The organism is Elusimicrobia bacterium HGW-Elusimicrobia-1 (assembly GCA_002841695.1).
In the GTDB taxonomy this organism is placed as follows: domain Bacteria; phylum Elusimicrobiota; class Endomicrobiia; order PHAN01; family PHAN01; genus PHAN01.
This window is the reverse complement of sequence record PHAN01000004.1, coordinates 68,680-82,639: the sequence shown is the minus strand read 5'-3', so window position 1 is coordinate 82,639 and position 13,960 is coordinate 68,680. Positions and strand designations below refer to the sequence as shown.

16 protein-coding genes are annotated in these 13,960 nt (G+C 54.6%); 6 read left to right on the top strand and 10 right to left on the bottom strand.

What is annotated here, in order from left to right; all coding sequences use genetic code 11:
- Window positions 1-6: 6 nt before the first annotated feature.
- The 3 genes from CVU77_03945 to CVU77_03935 are packed head-to-tail and all read right to left on the bottom strand — an operon-like array spanning window position 7 to window position 2,097.
- Complete coding sequence (locus CVU77_03945; protein ID PKN01668.1) at window positions 7-807, bottom strand: hypothetical protein; 801 nt, start codon at window positions 805-807, stop codon at window positions 7-9.
- A gap of 31 nt (window positions 808-838) precedes the next feature.
- On the bottom strand, window positions 839-1,216 hold the full coding sequence (locus CVU77_03940; GenBank protein ID PKN01667.1) for a hypothetical protein: 378 nt from the start codon (window positions 1,214-1,216) through the stop codon (window positions 839-841).
- A complete protein-coding gene (locus tag CVU77_03935) occupies window positions 1,213-2,097 on the bottom strand; it encodes a hypothetical protein (protein ID PKN01666.1) in 885 nt (294 codons plus the stop codon). The genes CVU77_03940 and CVU77_03935 overlap by 4 nt, the downstream gene beginning before the upstream one ends.
- On the opposite strand from CVU77_03935, the gene CVU77_03930 reads away from it, so the two are divergent.
- From CVU77_03930 to CVU77_03905, 6 genes are read left to right on the top strand one after another with little or no spacing between them, the layout of a single operon-like run.
- On the top strand, window positions 2,058-2,294 hold the full coding sequence (locus tag CVU77_03930; GenBank protein ID PKN01665.1) for a hypothetical protein: 237 nt from the start codon (window positions 2,058-2,060) through the stop codon (window positions 2,292-2,294). The genes CVU77_03935 and CVU77_03930 overlap by 40 nt on opposite strands.
- 54 nt (window positions 2,295-2,348) lie before the next feature.
- Window positions 2,349-4,676 (top strand): xanthine dehydrogenase, encoded by a 2,328-nt coding sequence (locus CVU77_03925; protein ID PKN01664.1) that lies wholly within the window; start codon window positions 2,349-2,351, stop codon window positions 4,674-4,676.
- A complete protein-coding gene (locus CVU77_03920; protein PKN01663.1) occupies window positions 4,673-5,158 on the top strand; it encodes a (2Fe-2S)-binding protein in 486 nt (161 codons plus the stop codon). Before CVU77_03925 ends, CVU77_03920 begins: the two co-directional genes overlap by 4 nt.
- Window positions 5,155-6,033, top strand: a complete 879-nt coding sequence (locus tag CVU77_03915) for a hypothetical protein (protein PKN01662.1) — start codon at window positions 5,155-5,157, stop codon at window positions 6,031-6,033. The genes CVU77_03920 and CVU77_03915 overlap by 4 nt, the downstream gene beginning before the upstream one ends.
- 15 nt (window positions 6,034-6,048) lie before the next feature.
- Window positions 6,049-6,663, top strand: a complete 615-nt coding sequence (locus tag CVU77_03910) for a hypothetical protein (protein PKN01661.1) — start codon at window positions 6,049-6,051, stop codon at window positions 6,661-6,663.
- The gene (locus CVU77_03905) at window positions 6,660-7,439 is read left to right on the top strand and encodes a xanthine dehydrogenase (protein ID PKN01660.1); all 780 of its coding nucleotides are present in this window, start codon (window positions 6,660-6,662) and stop codon (window positions 7,437-7,439) included. The genes CVU77_03910 and CVU77_03905 overlap by 4 nt, the downstream gene beginning before the upstream one ends.
- Window positions 7,440-7,493: 54 nt before the next feature.
- Here the strand turns inward: CVU77_03905 and CVU77_03900 are convergent, their stop codons facing one another.
- The 7 genes from CVU77_03900 to CVU77_03870 all read right to left on the bottom strand — a co-directional run bounded on the left by CVU77_03900 (window position 7,494) and on the right by CVU77_03870 (window position 13,946).
- Complete coding sequence (locus CVU77_03900; GenBank protein PKN01659.1) at window positions 7,494-7,739, bottom strand: hypothetical protein; 246 nt, start codon at window positions 7,737-7,739, stop codon at window positions 7,494-7,496.
- 93 nt (window positions 7,740-7,832) lie between these two features.
- A complete protein-coding gene (locus CVU77_03895; protein PKN01658.1) occupies window positions 7,833-8,171 on the bottom strand; it encodes a hypothetical protein in 339 nt (112 codons plus the stop codon).
- A 120-nt stretch (window positions 8,172-8,291) separates the two neighbouring features.
- Window positions 8,292-10,619 (bottom strand): aldehyde oxidase, encoded by a 2,328-nt coding sequence (locus tag CVU77_03890; protein ID PKN01657.1) that lies wholly within the window; start codon window positions 10,617-10,619, stop codon window positions 8,292-8,294.
- An 11-nt stretch (window positions 10,620-10,630) separates the two neighbouring features.
- Window positions 10,631-11,122 (bottom strand): (2Fe-2S)-binding protein, encoded by a 492-nt coding sequence (locus tag CVU77_03885; GenBank protein PKN01656.1) that lies wholly within the window; start codon window positions 11,120-11,122, stop codon window positions 10,631-10,633.
- A 7-nt stretch (window positions 11,123-11,129) separates the two neighbouring features.
- Entirely contained in the window at window positions 11,130-11,972 is an 843-nt protein-coding gene (locus CVU77_03880; protein PKN01655.1) for a hypothetical protein, read from the bottom strand.
- Between the two features lie 133 nt (window positions 11,973-12,105).
- Window positions 12,106-12,969 (bottom strand): pantoate--beta-alanine ligase, encoded by an 864-nt coding sequence (locus CVU77_03875; protein PKN01654.1) that lies wholly within the window; start codon window positions 12,967-12,969, stop codon window positions 12,106-12,108.
- Window positions 12,966-13,946, bottom strand: coding sequence for a hypothetical protein (locus CVU77_03870; GenBank protein ID PKN01653.1), 981 nt, complete (start codon window positions 13,944-13,946; stop codon window positions 12,966-12,968). The genes CVU77_03875 and CVU77_03870 overlap by 4 nt, the downstream gene beginning before the upstream one ends.
- Window positions 13,947-13,960: the final 14 nt, after the last annotated feature.

Sequence of the window (13,960 nt, the reverse complement as noted above, 5' to 3'; positions counted from 1 at the left end):
TCAACGTTACAAAACTCTGCGGGCGCCAGCGTATCTTTTAGCGTAGTACGGCTCGGCAAGATTGGATATGGTCACTTTTTTTACGTTGACGGTCGCGTGTATGAACTCTCCGTTGCCTATATATATGCCCACGTGATTTATGCGGGTGTACGGTATTTGTTTTCCCTTGGCGCGCCGCCAATACGTCTTTTTGAAAAATACAAGATCGCCCACGCGCAGTGAATCGGGACTCGGCGGACATTTGCCGGTTTTGTACTGTTCGGCGGCCGTCCGTGGAAGCCGCACGGAAAGCTCCGAGAATATTCTCTGCACATAATACGAACAATCGATTCCCTTGCCCACCGACTGCCCGCCGTACTTATAAGGATGCCCGAAAAGGTCTATGCTGAGTTGTATTATCTTTTGAGCGGTGGAATCCGCGTAATTGGCGGAATCGTCGAGGGCCAGTTCGCGGCCGGGCACCGAATCTCCCACCGCCTGCTGAGGCATGGCGCTTTCGTCGAGTATCTCGCAGGCCAGTTTATCCTCATAAATCATCCGTTCGAGATGGACTTCGGCCGACTCAAAAGATTCGTAAGGCCCTGAGCGCACCTCGAAGGAATCCTCGTAGAGTATATAGGCCGGATAACCGCGGCTCAGCATATATTCGCAAAGTTCCTGCGCGCGGGTTTTGTCGTCGCCGGCGGCGACCTTTATAGTGAATATCTGCGACGCCGAACGGCAAACGCCGGATGCCAAAAAAAACACCGCCAGAACGGTCGCAACCGCGCGGGCGGAGGACTTAAAAAATGTCGGCTTATGTATCATTCTCAATTTATTATCGACGTGAACGAGCCGGCTACCTGCTCATAATGATTTCGATATTTTTGCGGACCCTCGGCACGCGCGGGTCGTCGGGATATTCGGTTACGAATTTTTTATAGAGCTCAAAAGCTTCCGCGATGCGAAGGTCCCGATTGCGGATGTCGGCCATCTTTACAAGCGCTCCGGCGGCAAGCCGGTGCGACGGATAAGTGGATACAACTATGTCGTAAAACGAATCCGCCCGGGCAGGTTCGCCGTATTGCTCCAGAATAACCCCGTAGTAGTAACTGAACTTGGGGGACAGCTCGGGCTTTGAGAAAACATACTCAAAAAACGAAGGGGAATTCAAAGCGCGGTCTATTCCGTAAGCGGATGCCGCAATCAAAGCTATCACAACCAGCAAAAACTTCATTTCTCGACCAGCGCCCAGTCCTTAACCTGCACGGAATCGCGCGAGGAAATAACGCGGGCGGAAGCCGCGCCGTCGGCGGACAGTTCGATTATCTGTAGAGTGCCTATTCTGACTATTTCCTCGCCGAGATTTCTGCCGTCGGCGGGATTGCGCACGCTGCCCATTTTTCTGTATATGCCGAGACGTTTTCCCGCTTCGGGTTTTATGAAGGCGAAGTGAACGTACACTATATCGCCCTGCGAAACAAGAAGTCGCCCGCCCATAATACCGGAAACGACGCCATCAGGTGAGAACGACGAATCCACCACGCGGGCGTCGCGGCGCGGCTGCCCCTTGACGACGGAAGTATCAAGCGGAGATTCAGCGGGCGGATGAGCGACAGCGTCCGGCGCGGATTCTTCGACGGGCGCGGAGGACACTTCTTCAACCGGAACGGACTCAGCGGGCGGCGCGGCGGCAGCGGCGGGCGCTTCCCCAACCGGAGCGGATTCAGAGACGGTCTCGGCGACAGCGGCGGGCTGCGATTCCGCCGCCACGGATGTTTCATCGGAGGCCGGCTTCGCGGGCGCGGAGGCGGACGGAAGAGCCGCGCTGAGTTTCATTTTTTTTAAATCCTCGGGGGAAGGCAGCGACAGAATCTGTCCGGGATATATCAAGTGCGGGTTGGCTACTGTGGTTTTATTGCCCTCCCAGAGCATCGGCCACAAAAACGGATCGCCGTAGGCCGCTTGGGTTATTTGCCACAAAGTATCGCCTTTGACGACGGAACGGGTGTCGTTGCGCGCCTCTGTTTGCCGCGACGGAGCGGCGGTCTCGCCTTCTGCCGAAACTGTTTTTGTCAATGTCGGCGACACCGCGAAAACAAGCGCGAAAAAAAACATACGAAACCTTTTCATTTTTTTCCTCCGGGGGAACTTACGCGCGCATTGGGAAACGGCGGACGTATTGTTATTTTACGTCGCGCATCCCGCGACTTTTTAATGTCGGACGTTATTATATAAAATTTGGCCGACTTGTCAACATGGAGAAAAATCGGAAGTTTGTAGGGGCGAAAGATTTTTCGCCCCTACCTTTTTGAATACGGCCTACCCCACCTTGACTGTCTTTACCTTATTATTGTAAAATTTCATTTGTGGACAGCATAGGCAAATCATTTATACGCAAGGACGCCGCGGACAAAGTCACCGGTCGCGCAAAATACGTGGATGATTATTCCAGAGCCGATATGCTCTGGGGCGCCACGGTAAGATCGACGGAAACCCACGCCCGCGTTCTCTCGATAGACATCCGCGAAGCGCTGAAAATCAAGGGCGTCGCCGGCATTTACACCCACAAAGACATCCCCGGCAAAAATATTGTTCCGCTGGTTCTGCCCGATTATCCCTTTCTTGCCGAAGACACAGTGAAATTCCGCGGACAGGCCGTCGCGCTTGTGGCGGCCGATTCAAGAGAAACCGCGCGCAAAGCGGCGAAACTCGTTAAGGTAAAATACAGCCCCCTGGCCGCAGTTTACGACCCCCTGAAAGCCATAGAAAAAAATGCGCCTAAAATCTTCGGCGACGACAACATTTTCAGGAAATTCGTGGTGCAAAAAGGCGACGCCGACGCGGCATTCGCCGAATGCGACGTCGTCGTGGAAGGCACTTACACCACCAATTATCAGGTACACACTTATCTTGAAACGCAAGGTATGATGGCCGCGCCGACCGATACCGGAATGGTCGTGCACGGCACGATGCAATGTCCGTTTTACGTCTTAAACGCCGTAGCGGATATTATAGGATATCCCCATAACAAGGTTCGCATAATACAGACAACCACAGGCGGAGGTTTCGGAGGAAAAGAGGACGTTCCGTCCATAGTGGCCGGGCACGCCGCTATGCTCGCCTACATAACCGGCCGGCCCGTCAAAGTAATTTACGACCGCGAAGAAGATTTTGTTTCGATGTCGAAGCGTCACCCGGGTTACGCCGAAGTGAAATACGGCGCTTCGCGCGACGGCAAAATCCTTGCCGCCAAAATCCGCTATATCCTCGACGGCGGAGCGTTTTCGACGTTGAGTCCCATAGTGTTGTGGCGCGGGACTATCCACGCGGCAGGGCCTTACGACATAGCCGACGTAAGCGTGGAGACCTTTGCGGTGGCCACGAACAAAGTTCCCTGCGGAGCGTACCGCGGATTCGGGCAGCCGCAGATAAACTTCGCCAATGAAGTCCTTGTCGACGAACTTGCCGCGAAACTTTCCATGGACCCCGCGGAACTCCGTCTCAAAAATGCTCTCAAGCCGGAATCTCTGACGATAACCAACCAGAAAATCGGCCCGTCGTGCGGCCTCGTCGAAACGATAGAAAAAGCGGCCGCCGAAATAAAGTGGAAAGAGAAAATATCATCCGGCGGCACGCCTCCGCCCGAATCAAAAAACGACGCATACGCATCAAAAAACATACGGCGGGGCGTAGGAATGGCCTCGACGGTCTACGGCGTCTGCCTGGGCGCGGCGGGAAAATTTCTGGCCAAAGCCGGCGCGCACGTGCAAATTCAGCCCGACGGCTCCGTAACGGTGGCCGTGGGCAATACCGATATGGGTCAGGGCGCCCGCACGGTGCTTTCGCAAATTGCCGCCGAAGGACTGGGCGCTCCGTACGCGCTCGTCGACGTAATCGAGCCCGACACTTCCCGGGTGCCTGATTCCGGCCCCACGGTGGCATCCCGCACGACGGTAATGTCCGGGAACGCCATCTTAAACGCCTGCAAGGCCATCCGCTCGCGCATGGATCCGCTCATAAGAGAAATGGCCGGAGCGAACGCCAACGCGGCGGTTCATACGGCCGACGGATTTTTTGTCGTCGGCGGCGGCAGCGACCACGGCGCCACCGGAAAGAAAATATCCTACGCCGACGCCATAAAAAAATGCCACGCGGAACGCGTCAACCTTACCTACGACGGATGGTGGACGGAAGAAGGCACAACTTTCGACCCGATGACGGGTTTGGGCGACGCCTATATCGTCTATACATTTTCCACGACCGCTGTCGAAATAGAGTTAGACACAGCCACGGGCGAAGTCAAAATATTAAAGATTGTCGGAGCGCACGATATAGGCAAGGCCGTAAACCCTATGCTGGCCGAAGGACAAATTCAGGGCGGCGCGCTGCAGGGCGCGGGTTACGCCCTGATGGAAAATCTCGTCGTCCAAAACGGCGTAATGCTCAATCCCAATTTCAGCGGATACACCATACCCACGTCGGTCGACGCGCCGGCGGAAATAGTTCCCGTTATCGTCGAAAAAGAATTTCACGACGGACCCTACGGCGCCAAAGGCCTGGGCGAACCTCCTCTTATATCCGTGGCTCCCGCCGTGGCCAACGCAATTTATAACGCCGCCGGCATAAGAATCAGGTGTATCCCCGCGCTGCCGGAAAAAATACTCGACGCGCTCAAAAAGAAGAAAAAGAAATGAAAATAAACTTCAGGTTGAACGGAAAAGCGGTATCCGCAGATTGCGATCCGCGCAATACCCTTCTTGAAATTATAAGAGAGGATTTGCGGCATACCGGCACCAAAGAGGGTTGCGGCAAGGGAGAATGCGGCGCGTGCACCGTTCTTTTCGACGGCAAACCGGTTACGGCCTGCATAATCCCCGCGGCGCAGGCGGCCGGACACGATATTACCACGATAGAGGGATTGTCCGGCAAAAACTCAAAACTTCATCCGATTCAACAGGCGTTCGTAGAAGTTGGCGCGGTGCAGTGCGGATTCTGCATCCCCGGTATGGTTCTTTCGGCGAAAGCTCTCCTCGACGAAAACCCCCGCCCCGACGAGGCCGCGATCCGCGAGGCGCTGTCGGGAAATCTTTGCCGGTGCACCGGATACATAAAGATTTTCGACGCCGTTAAAAAAGCCGCGGCGGTAATGCTGCCTGCTCGACGCAATAAAAAATGACCGGACAAAAAATGGAAAATTATTTAATCGCCGCGACCGCTTCACAAATAGCCGCATACGCCACCAAAGCCGCGCGCTCGGGCGCCAAAGTATACTTTGCGGCCGGCACAACCGACCTTTACGTGCAGTGGAAGGAAGGTTTTACGGTCGAACCGAATATTTTTATCGACATCGCCGGAGTTTCCGAATTAAAAAAAATCAAGGAGACGAAATCGTCCGTCATAATCGGCGCGGGCGCGACTTTCACCGATATAATCAACAGCGCCGTCTGCCGCAAACATCTCGAACTGCTCGCGGAAGCCGCAAAAACCGTGGGTTCCCCCCTCATAAGAAACCGCGCCACGATAGGCGGAAACATAGCCAATTCTTCGCCCGCCGGCGATTCGCTGCCGGCGCTTGCGGCTCTTGACGCTTCGCTGATTTTAAGACGGGGCGCGAAACGAAGAAAACTCCCCCTGTCCGGATTTTTCACCGGCCCAAAAAGAAATGTCCTGACGGCCGGAGAATTCATAGAATCTGTGTCGGCGCCGAAAAACGACTTTAATTTTTGCCGGTTTCTCAAACTCGGCTCACGAAAAGCCCTGGCAATATCCAAAATTTCTCTGGCCGCGGCCATGCGCAGACATAAAGGCGCGATAACCTCGATAAGCATAGCGGCGGGAGCCGTCGGCCCCACCGTGATGCGCTGCCGCCGCACGGAAGAAATTCTCACCGGCGCCCGTTTGGACGACGAGGCAAAAATCGCTTTGGCCGTTAAGACCATCGCGGCGGAAATACTGCCGATAGACGATTTCAGGTCCACCGCCGAATATCGCCGCGACGCCGCCTCGGCTCTCCTTGAAAGAATTCTCGCGGACGCAGCCCGCCTCTGTTGAGCTTCGCATAAAACAATGCTATCATCCATAATACTCGCGGCCGGAGAATCATCGCGGATGAGAGGTTTTCCCAAGGCGCTGCTGGAACTCAACGGCCGCAAGTTCGTTGAAATAATAGCCGGCAAGGCGCGAGCCGCCGGCATTACCGACATAGTCGTGGTCGTCGGCGCGCACGCCGGCGATATCAAAAAATCCGCCGACATCGCAGGAACCAAAATCGTGTTCAACGCAAATTGGCGCGACGGACAACTCTCGTCCCTGCGCGCGGGTATTGGGTCGCTTGACGAAGAGAGCGAAGGATTTCTGCTTACGCCCTGCGACTCGCCGGAAGCGTCGGAAGAAACCTATAAGATGCTTGCGGACGCCTGGAAAAAAGATAAGAATAAAATTTATATACCCGTGACCCGCGGGGGGCGCGGAGGCCATCCGGCTGTATTCCCCCGCAAATTCTATCGCGCGCTCATGGAAGAAGACCTCAAGCGCGGGGCCAAATCCATAGTTGAGAAATACGCCGCGGATGTCGTGCGGCTGGAAACACCCGACGAAGGGATTTTGTCCGATATAGACACGGCGGAAGATTATGCCGGAATAAAAGCCGCGGATAACGGCATCCGAAAGGACGACAAATGAACGAGATATTCGAGAAAATCGCGGAATTAAAAAAACAGCGCGAGGCCTTCGCCCTTGCGACGGTGGTGCGCGCCGAGGGGTCGGTGCCGGGCAAGGTCGGCGCCAAGATGGTAGTCAGACCGTCGGCAGAGACGTCGGGCACCGTCGGCGGCGGAGCCGTCGAGAAGAAAATAACGGCGGAATGCGTCAAATTGCTGTCTGAAAACAAAAACGCTCTTCTAAAATATGACCTCGGCATCGACCTCGGGATGAAGTGCGGCGGCTCGGTGGAAGTATTCGTGGAGAGTTTCGCGAGCGACTCTCAGGCAAGAATCGTGATATGCGGCGGAGGCCATATAGCCCAAAAACTCGGGCCGATGGCTCATCTGGCGGGGCTCTCGTATGTGGTCGTCGACGACAGGCCGCAATTCGCTTCCGAGGCGCTGTTTCCGTCGGCGAACGCGGTGGTGGCGGCGCCTTTCGAGGATGCTTTCTTAAAAATAAAAATCGACGCCGAAACGTATGTGGCCATTGTGACTTACAAGCATCTGCACGATGAAGTATGCCTTAAAAAAGCTCTTGAAACCCCCGCGCGCTATATCGGCATGATAGGCAGCAAAAAGAAAATCATCGAAATTTTCAAAAACCTGGGAATCAAAAACGACCCGAGAGTATTCGCGCCGGTGGGGCTTGATTTGGGCGACGGCTCGCCCGAGGAAATAGCGGTGAGCATACTCGCCGAAATTTTGAAGGTTAAATCCGGCGGAAGCGGGTCGAATAAGCGTATAGCCGTTTAACTGCGGAATAGAACCCGGAAGGATTTGCTAAGCGAAATGCGGGCGGCGCGGGTGTTATCCGCCGCCCATCGGAAGAAGTATTTTTACGTTGTCGCCGTCTTTGAGCCGCGAAGTCAGTTTCGCGGCTTTTTCATTTACGAGATATGTGAAGTAGCGGGATTCTACCGGTGTGTAGCCGAGCTTTTCTTCCACGGCGGATTGAAGCACGGCATCGTCAGACAGAGACAGAGTGAACCTGCCGGATTTTATTTTTTTCTTTCTTATGTTGCCGGCTAATTCAAAGTGAACTTTTATGTCCATGATGCGCTCTGTGTAATTGCAAGTCCGCCGAAACCGCCTCTTGCGACAGGCAAGAACAACCGCCACAAAACAAAGCCGGCTTCCGGCCGGGGTTTATTTAATGAAACCGAACAGCACTATAAGAAAACCCAGTATCGTAAATCCTGTGGTCATCCCGGTGAATACGAGCGAAAACTTCCGGTCTATCCGCTCGAACCGGCCTTCCATTTTCTCAAACCGCTCGTCAATTTTCTCGAACCGCCGATCCATCAACTCGCGCAAGGCGCTTAATTCCGTATCCAGATGCGCTATGTGGTTGAACTGGGTTTTAAGAAGAAGTGGCAGCGCGTACTCGTCGGAGAGAACGCCCTTTTCGGCTATCTCGCTCTCGGCGGCGCGGCACTTCTTGTCGAGGAATTTAAGCAGTAGTTCCGTAGTGTCCTTCTCGAACATCGTCACCCCCCGTGACTATGAAAAAATTCCCGTTTATGACAGGAACATGCCCCCGCTGAATGGAAATTATAACACAAAACCCGGCTCTTGTCAAGAGGCGGCAAATCCCCCGACAATGTTTTATTTCTTCGCCTCGATGGCCGCAAGCACCGTCTCGGGGGTAAAGGGCGATTTTCTTATGCGCACTCCGACGGCGTTATAAATGGCGTTCGATATAGCAGGCATGGGGCCGTTGATTCCTATTTCAGAAACACTCTTGGCGCCGAAGGGCCCCGTCTCCTCGTAAGTCGGCACCAGAATGGTTTTGAGGTCGGGCATATCGGCCGTAGAGAATATCTTGAAGTAATTCAGCGAAGGGTTGAGCATTTTGCCTTTCTCGTCGAAAATATAACGCTCGGTCAGCGCGTAGCTGAGGCCGTTCATTACGGCGCCTTCCGTCTGGCCTTCGGCCAGTTGGGGATTTATAGGCGTGCCGCAATCGACGGCGGCGACGTATTTTATCACCCTGACTTTGCCGGTCCACGTATCGACTTCGACCTCGGCATAATGCGCCGAAAACGGCGGAGGCGACTTATGCGTTATGTGGGACGCGTGCGACGCTATTTGAAATTGATTTTTTTCATAGAGCGAATATATCGCTATTTCGGAAAGCGTCTTAGAGCCGTTTTTGCCGGTGACTTTGCCGTCGCCGATGGTCAGATTTTCCCATTCTTCCTCTAACATTTCGGAAGCGACTTTTAATATCTGTTCTTTGACCTTCTCGGCGGCCTTGATTACGGCGTATCCGGAAAGATACGTCGTCGACGAAGCGTAAGCGCCCACGTCGAACGGCGTCATGTCCGTATCGGACGAATAAACGATGACTTCGTGCGCGTCTATGCCGAGAACCTCGGCGACCATCTGCGCGAATATCGTGTCGGAACCCGTGCCGAGGTCCGTCGCGCCGAGCAGCATATTGAACGAGCCATCCTCGTTCATTTTAAGAGAAGCCGCGCCCATATCTATCTCGGGAATCGACGACCCCTGCATAAGGGCGACCATGCCCACGCCCTTTTTGTAACGTCCGGGCGACTTGCGCTCGGCGGCGTATGTTTCGCGTTTTTCCTTCCAGCCGATTTCCTTGGCTCCGAGTTCGATACATTCTTTAAGTCCGCAGGAGCCGATTTTCTGCTCTACTCCGGCTTTGCCTTCGCCGAGCGCCTGAAATACCGGCGAGCCGTCGCCCGTGCGGATGTGGTTTTTGAGACAGAAATCGACGACGTCCATTTTGATTTTTTCGGCCATTTCGTCGATCTGGATTCCCATGGCGAAATACGACTGCGTCGCGCCGTAACCGCGATACGCTCCGCCGACGGGAAGGTTCGTATACACCGTGTCGCCCCAGAATCTCACGTTTTCGCATTTCCACAGCGGCAAAAGTTTGCTGCCGGAGTTGGAAAGCACCGTGAGGGCGTGCGAGCCGTAAGCGCCGGTGTTCATTATGATATTGAGGTCCACGGAAGTTATCGTCCCGTCTTTTTTGACTCCGGTTTTGAGACGGATTATCTGCGGATGTCTCGTGCGCGCGCTCATAAACTCTTCTTTTCTCGTGTAAAATATCCTGACGGGCTTGCCGGTTTTTAAGGTCAGCGCGGAGCAGAGGTCTTCTATAAGGATTTCCTGTTTTCCGCCGAAGCCACCGCCTATGCGGGGCTTTATCACGCGGATATTTTTGACGGGGATATCGAGCGCGCGGGAGACCATGCGGCGCACGTGGAACGGAACCTGAGTGCTGGTTCTTATCACGAGACGCGCGTTTTCGTCGAGCCAGGTGATTACGACATGCGGCTCCATCGGAACGTGCGTGGCGTAATGGGTCTCGTATTCGTAATCGAGCACGACGTCCGCCTCGCCGACGCCTTTTTTTACCGAACCGACTTCCATATCGACGTGAGCGGCGAGATTTTTTTCGGGTTCGTAATGAACCGGTATCGGAATCACGGCCTCTTTCTCGTCGTGAATGACCGGAGCGCCTTTGTCCATCGCCTTGCGGGCGTCAAGCACAGCGGGGAGAATTTCGTATTCCACTTCTATCAGAGAAACGGCTTTTTTGGCGATTTCCGGAGTAATGGCGGCCACGGCGGCCACTCTGTCTCCGACGAAGCGGACTTTATTGTCGAGGATGAATGTGTCATACGGCGACGGCTCGGGAAATCCCTGGCCCGCCGTGGTGAAAGGTATGCGGGGAACGTCGTGGTGAGTCAGCACGGCCTCGACGCCGGGAAGCGCTTTGGCTTTGGATACGTCGATTCTTTTTATCCGCGCGTGGGCGTGCGGGCTCCAGAGCACCGCGGCGTAAAGCATTCCGCGGAGTTCTATGTCGTCGGTATAAACGTGTCCGCCGGTAACCAGCGACACGCCGTCGACTTTGATTACGTTTTGATTTACCTGCTTAAAATTGTTTTCCATGGTTGCCTCTGTTATTTGGCGGCGGATAGTTTCTTGGCCGAAAGTTTGACGGCGTCTATGATTTTCGAGTAACCCGTGCAGCGGCAAAGCACTCCTTCGAGAGCTTTTTTTATCTCTTCTTCCGTCGGAGCCGGTTTTTCGTCGAGCAACGCCTTGGTCGAAAGCACCATGGCGGGCGTGCAGTAACCGCACTGAACGGCTCCGGATTCAAGATACGCCTGCTGAATGGGATGAAGCTCTTTTTTATGCGAAAGGTCTTTCTTTTTGGCGGGGGTCAAACCTTCTATGGTAAGAAGCTTTCTGGACGCCGCCTGGGCGGTGAATATCATACAGGAATTCACGGGTTTGCCGTCGAGCAATACCGTGCAGCAACCGCATTCGCCCTGGCGGCAGCCCTCTTTGGCGCCTTTGAGTCCCAGACGACGCAAAGTGTCGAGCAAAATTTCGCCCGGCTTGATTTCCCACTCGGCGGGTTTGCCGTTCAATTCAAATTTGATTTTCATGATTAAATTACCTCAGTATGTCCGCGAGGGCGGATTCAATTATTTTTACGAGCGTCTTTTTCTTGTACTCTTTGCTTACTCTTATATCGTTGCCTATAACGGCCTCTTCGGCGGCAAGACGCGATGCTTCGGCGACAAGTTTACCGTCGGGCGACTGCCCCGCGAGTATTTTTTCGGCGGACGTAAACCTCTGCGGAGCCAGCGTCAGGGCGCCGGCGACTATCCTGATAGTTGCGATTTTGCCGGCTTTAATCTTTGATACGACACAAACGCTTATGAGAGGATAATCGTTTTCCGTGAGGGCCAGTTTGACGTATTTTGCCGAGGCCGCCGCAAAATCTTTGGGAAACGAAATCTCGGTTACGATTTTATCGAAGGAAAGTATCTGTCTTGGAGGTTTGGCAAAGAACTCCGCGGCGGTCACGGATTTTTTCGCCGGAGAGGCGAGAGTGATTTTTGCGTCGAGCGCGAGGGCCGCGACAGGTATGGCCGACCACGGATGAAGCTGCACCGCGTTGCCGCCGGCGGTTATCATGTTGCGGTTGGTGATTTTCCCCACGGAAGCGCAGGCGGAGGCGACAACGCCCGACGCGTATTTTTGCGCGGCTTTGCTCCGCGCGACTTCTTCAAGCGTCGCCATTGCCCCGACAAGAAGTCCCGACGGCGACGACTTGATGTAGTCGAGTTTAAGAGATGAAAGATCGACGAGGGCTTCGATGGCCGGATTTTCGGAAGCCGCAAGCGCGGTCGCTCCCGCCAAAGGAACTGCCTTGCCCTTTCCTTTTTTGAGAATTTTGAGCGCTTCGCCAATAGATTCAGGACGGAAGACATCGGTCACGTTGGGCAGCATTTTTCACCTCGTTTTTCGGCGGCGGGGTCGGGGCCGGCTTAGGCCGCGTCGTTGCGGAGCCGAAATCTTTTAAAAATACTTGCGGCGGGTACCGCAAGCGTCGGGTCTATTTTATAAAAAACCTCGTTTTTTTTCAAACATTGTCTATGAGGCGCGTACCGCCCATCTTTACTGCGATCAGAATCCGCCATTTTGACGTCCCTCGGGGGATGCTTCTTAACGTCTCCAGCGTGGCGGAGTCCGTCGCGGCGACGTATTCAACGCGGGCCGAAGGAATTTTGCCGAGCGCGCCGCGAATTTTTCTTTCCAGAATGCGCGGCGACGGCAAACGCGAACCGTCCGCGCCCGCGAACCGCGACGGATTTTTTTTTGCCGCCGAAATTATCCGGTATATCGCCGCGGCGCGCTCTCGTTCCGGCGCAGACAGCCGCGCGTTGCGGCTCGACATCGCAAGGCCGCTTTTTTCGCGCGCCGTCGGACACGCGACGATTTTAACGGGAAAGTTCAGGGCGCGCGCGAGGCGCTCTATGATTTTAAGCTGCTGGTAATCTTTTTGGCCGAAGTACGCCCTCGTCGGGCGCGTAATATTAAAGAGTTTGGATATGACAGTCGCCACGCCGTCGAAGTGATGCGGGCGGCTCGCGCCGCAGTATTTTTCCGAAAGACCGCCGACGACGACATTCGCCGCAAAACCTTCCGGATACATGTCTTTGGCCGAAGGAAAAAATATCGCCTCGGCGCCGGCCTTCCGGCAAACGGCTTTGTCGCGCGCGAATGTCCGCGGATAGTTTTTGAAATCCTCTTTCGGGCCGAATTGGGCCGGGTTAACAAATATCGAGACAACGGCGGCGTCGTTTTCGCGCGCGGCTCTTTTTATAAGGGAAGCGTGGCCGTCGTGGAGGGCTCCCATTGTCGGAACAAGTCCGACGGTTTTTCCCCGCGATTTTAATTGAGCCGCATATTTTTGAGCGGCGGCGACCGAAGTTATTATTTTCATTTGATTACGGCTTTCGGGCGCGCGGACAAGGACGGCCTCAAATGCGCTCCGAAAAAATCTCCGAGCAGTTTTCTATACTCTTCGGGATGTTCCACGTGGGCGGCGCCGTGGCCGTGCGAGTCAAAAATCTTAAGCGACTTGGGTTCTCCGGCGGCGTCAAAAAGTTTTTTTGTGGAGGAGACGGGTATGTTTTCGTCGCCGGCGGCGGCGATAACGAGAAACGGGCGGGGAGAGATTTTGCCGACGGACAGGCGCGGTGAATAATTTTCGGGATTATGGCACAGACGGATGCGGACGACAAGCCGCGCAAGCGCGGCAAAAGGAAAATCGGGGACTTTAAGAAAACGCCGCGCATAGTGCGACGTTATTTCGTCGTAGGAGTAAAACGGGCTTTCGGCGGCCACCGCGGCGATTCTGCCGCCATCGCCGGCGGCGGCGGTTATCGCGGCCGAGGCGCCCATCGAAAACCCCCAAACTCCGATTTTCTTCGACGACGCCGGCCTCTCGGCGGCAAGATATCCGACGGCCGCGAGTATGTCCTCGGACTCGTATTTACCCATCGACACTTTGCGTCCGGACGACTCCCCGTGCGCGGTAAAATCAAAATAGAAAAGATTGTGGCGCGCTCGCAGAAAAATTGTCGACGGAAGGACGTCGCCCTTGGACGCGCCCCAGCCGTGGCACACGATTACCGTGGAGCGGGAGTTCTTGTCGTCCGACGGGACGTACCATCCGGCGAGTTTTCTTTTGCCGGAGTAAAACGACACGTTTTCCGACGGGACCCTGAGATTGGCGGGGGTTACGATATCTTTCATCCGACCGATATTAAGTATCAGTCGCGACGAAAAATAGCCCCAGACAACCGTGACGCTTATCGCAAGCAATGTCCAAAAAACCGCTGGGCGTATATTCATTTTAGATTGAAGCGCCCGGTCGACGGGCGTAAAAAACCCGCCGCAGATCGCTTCCGGCGGCAAGGCATATAAACAAT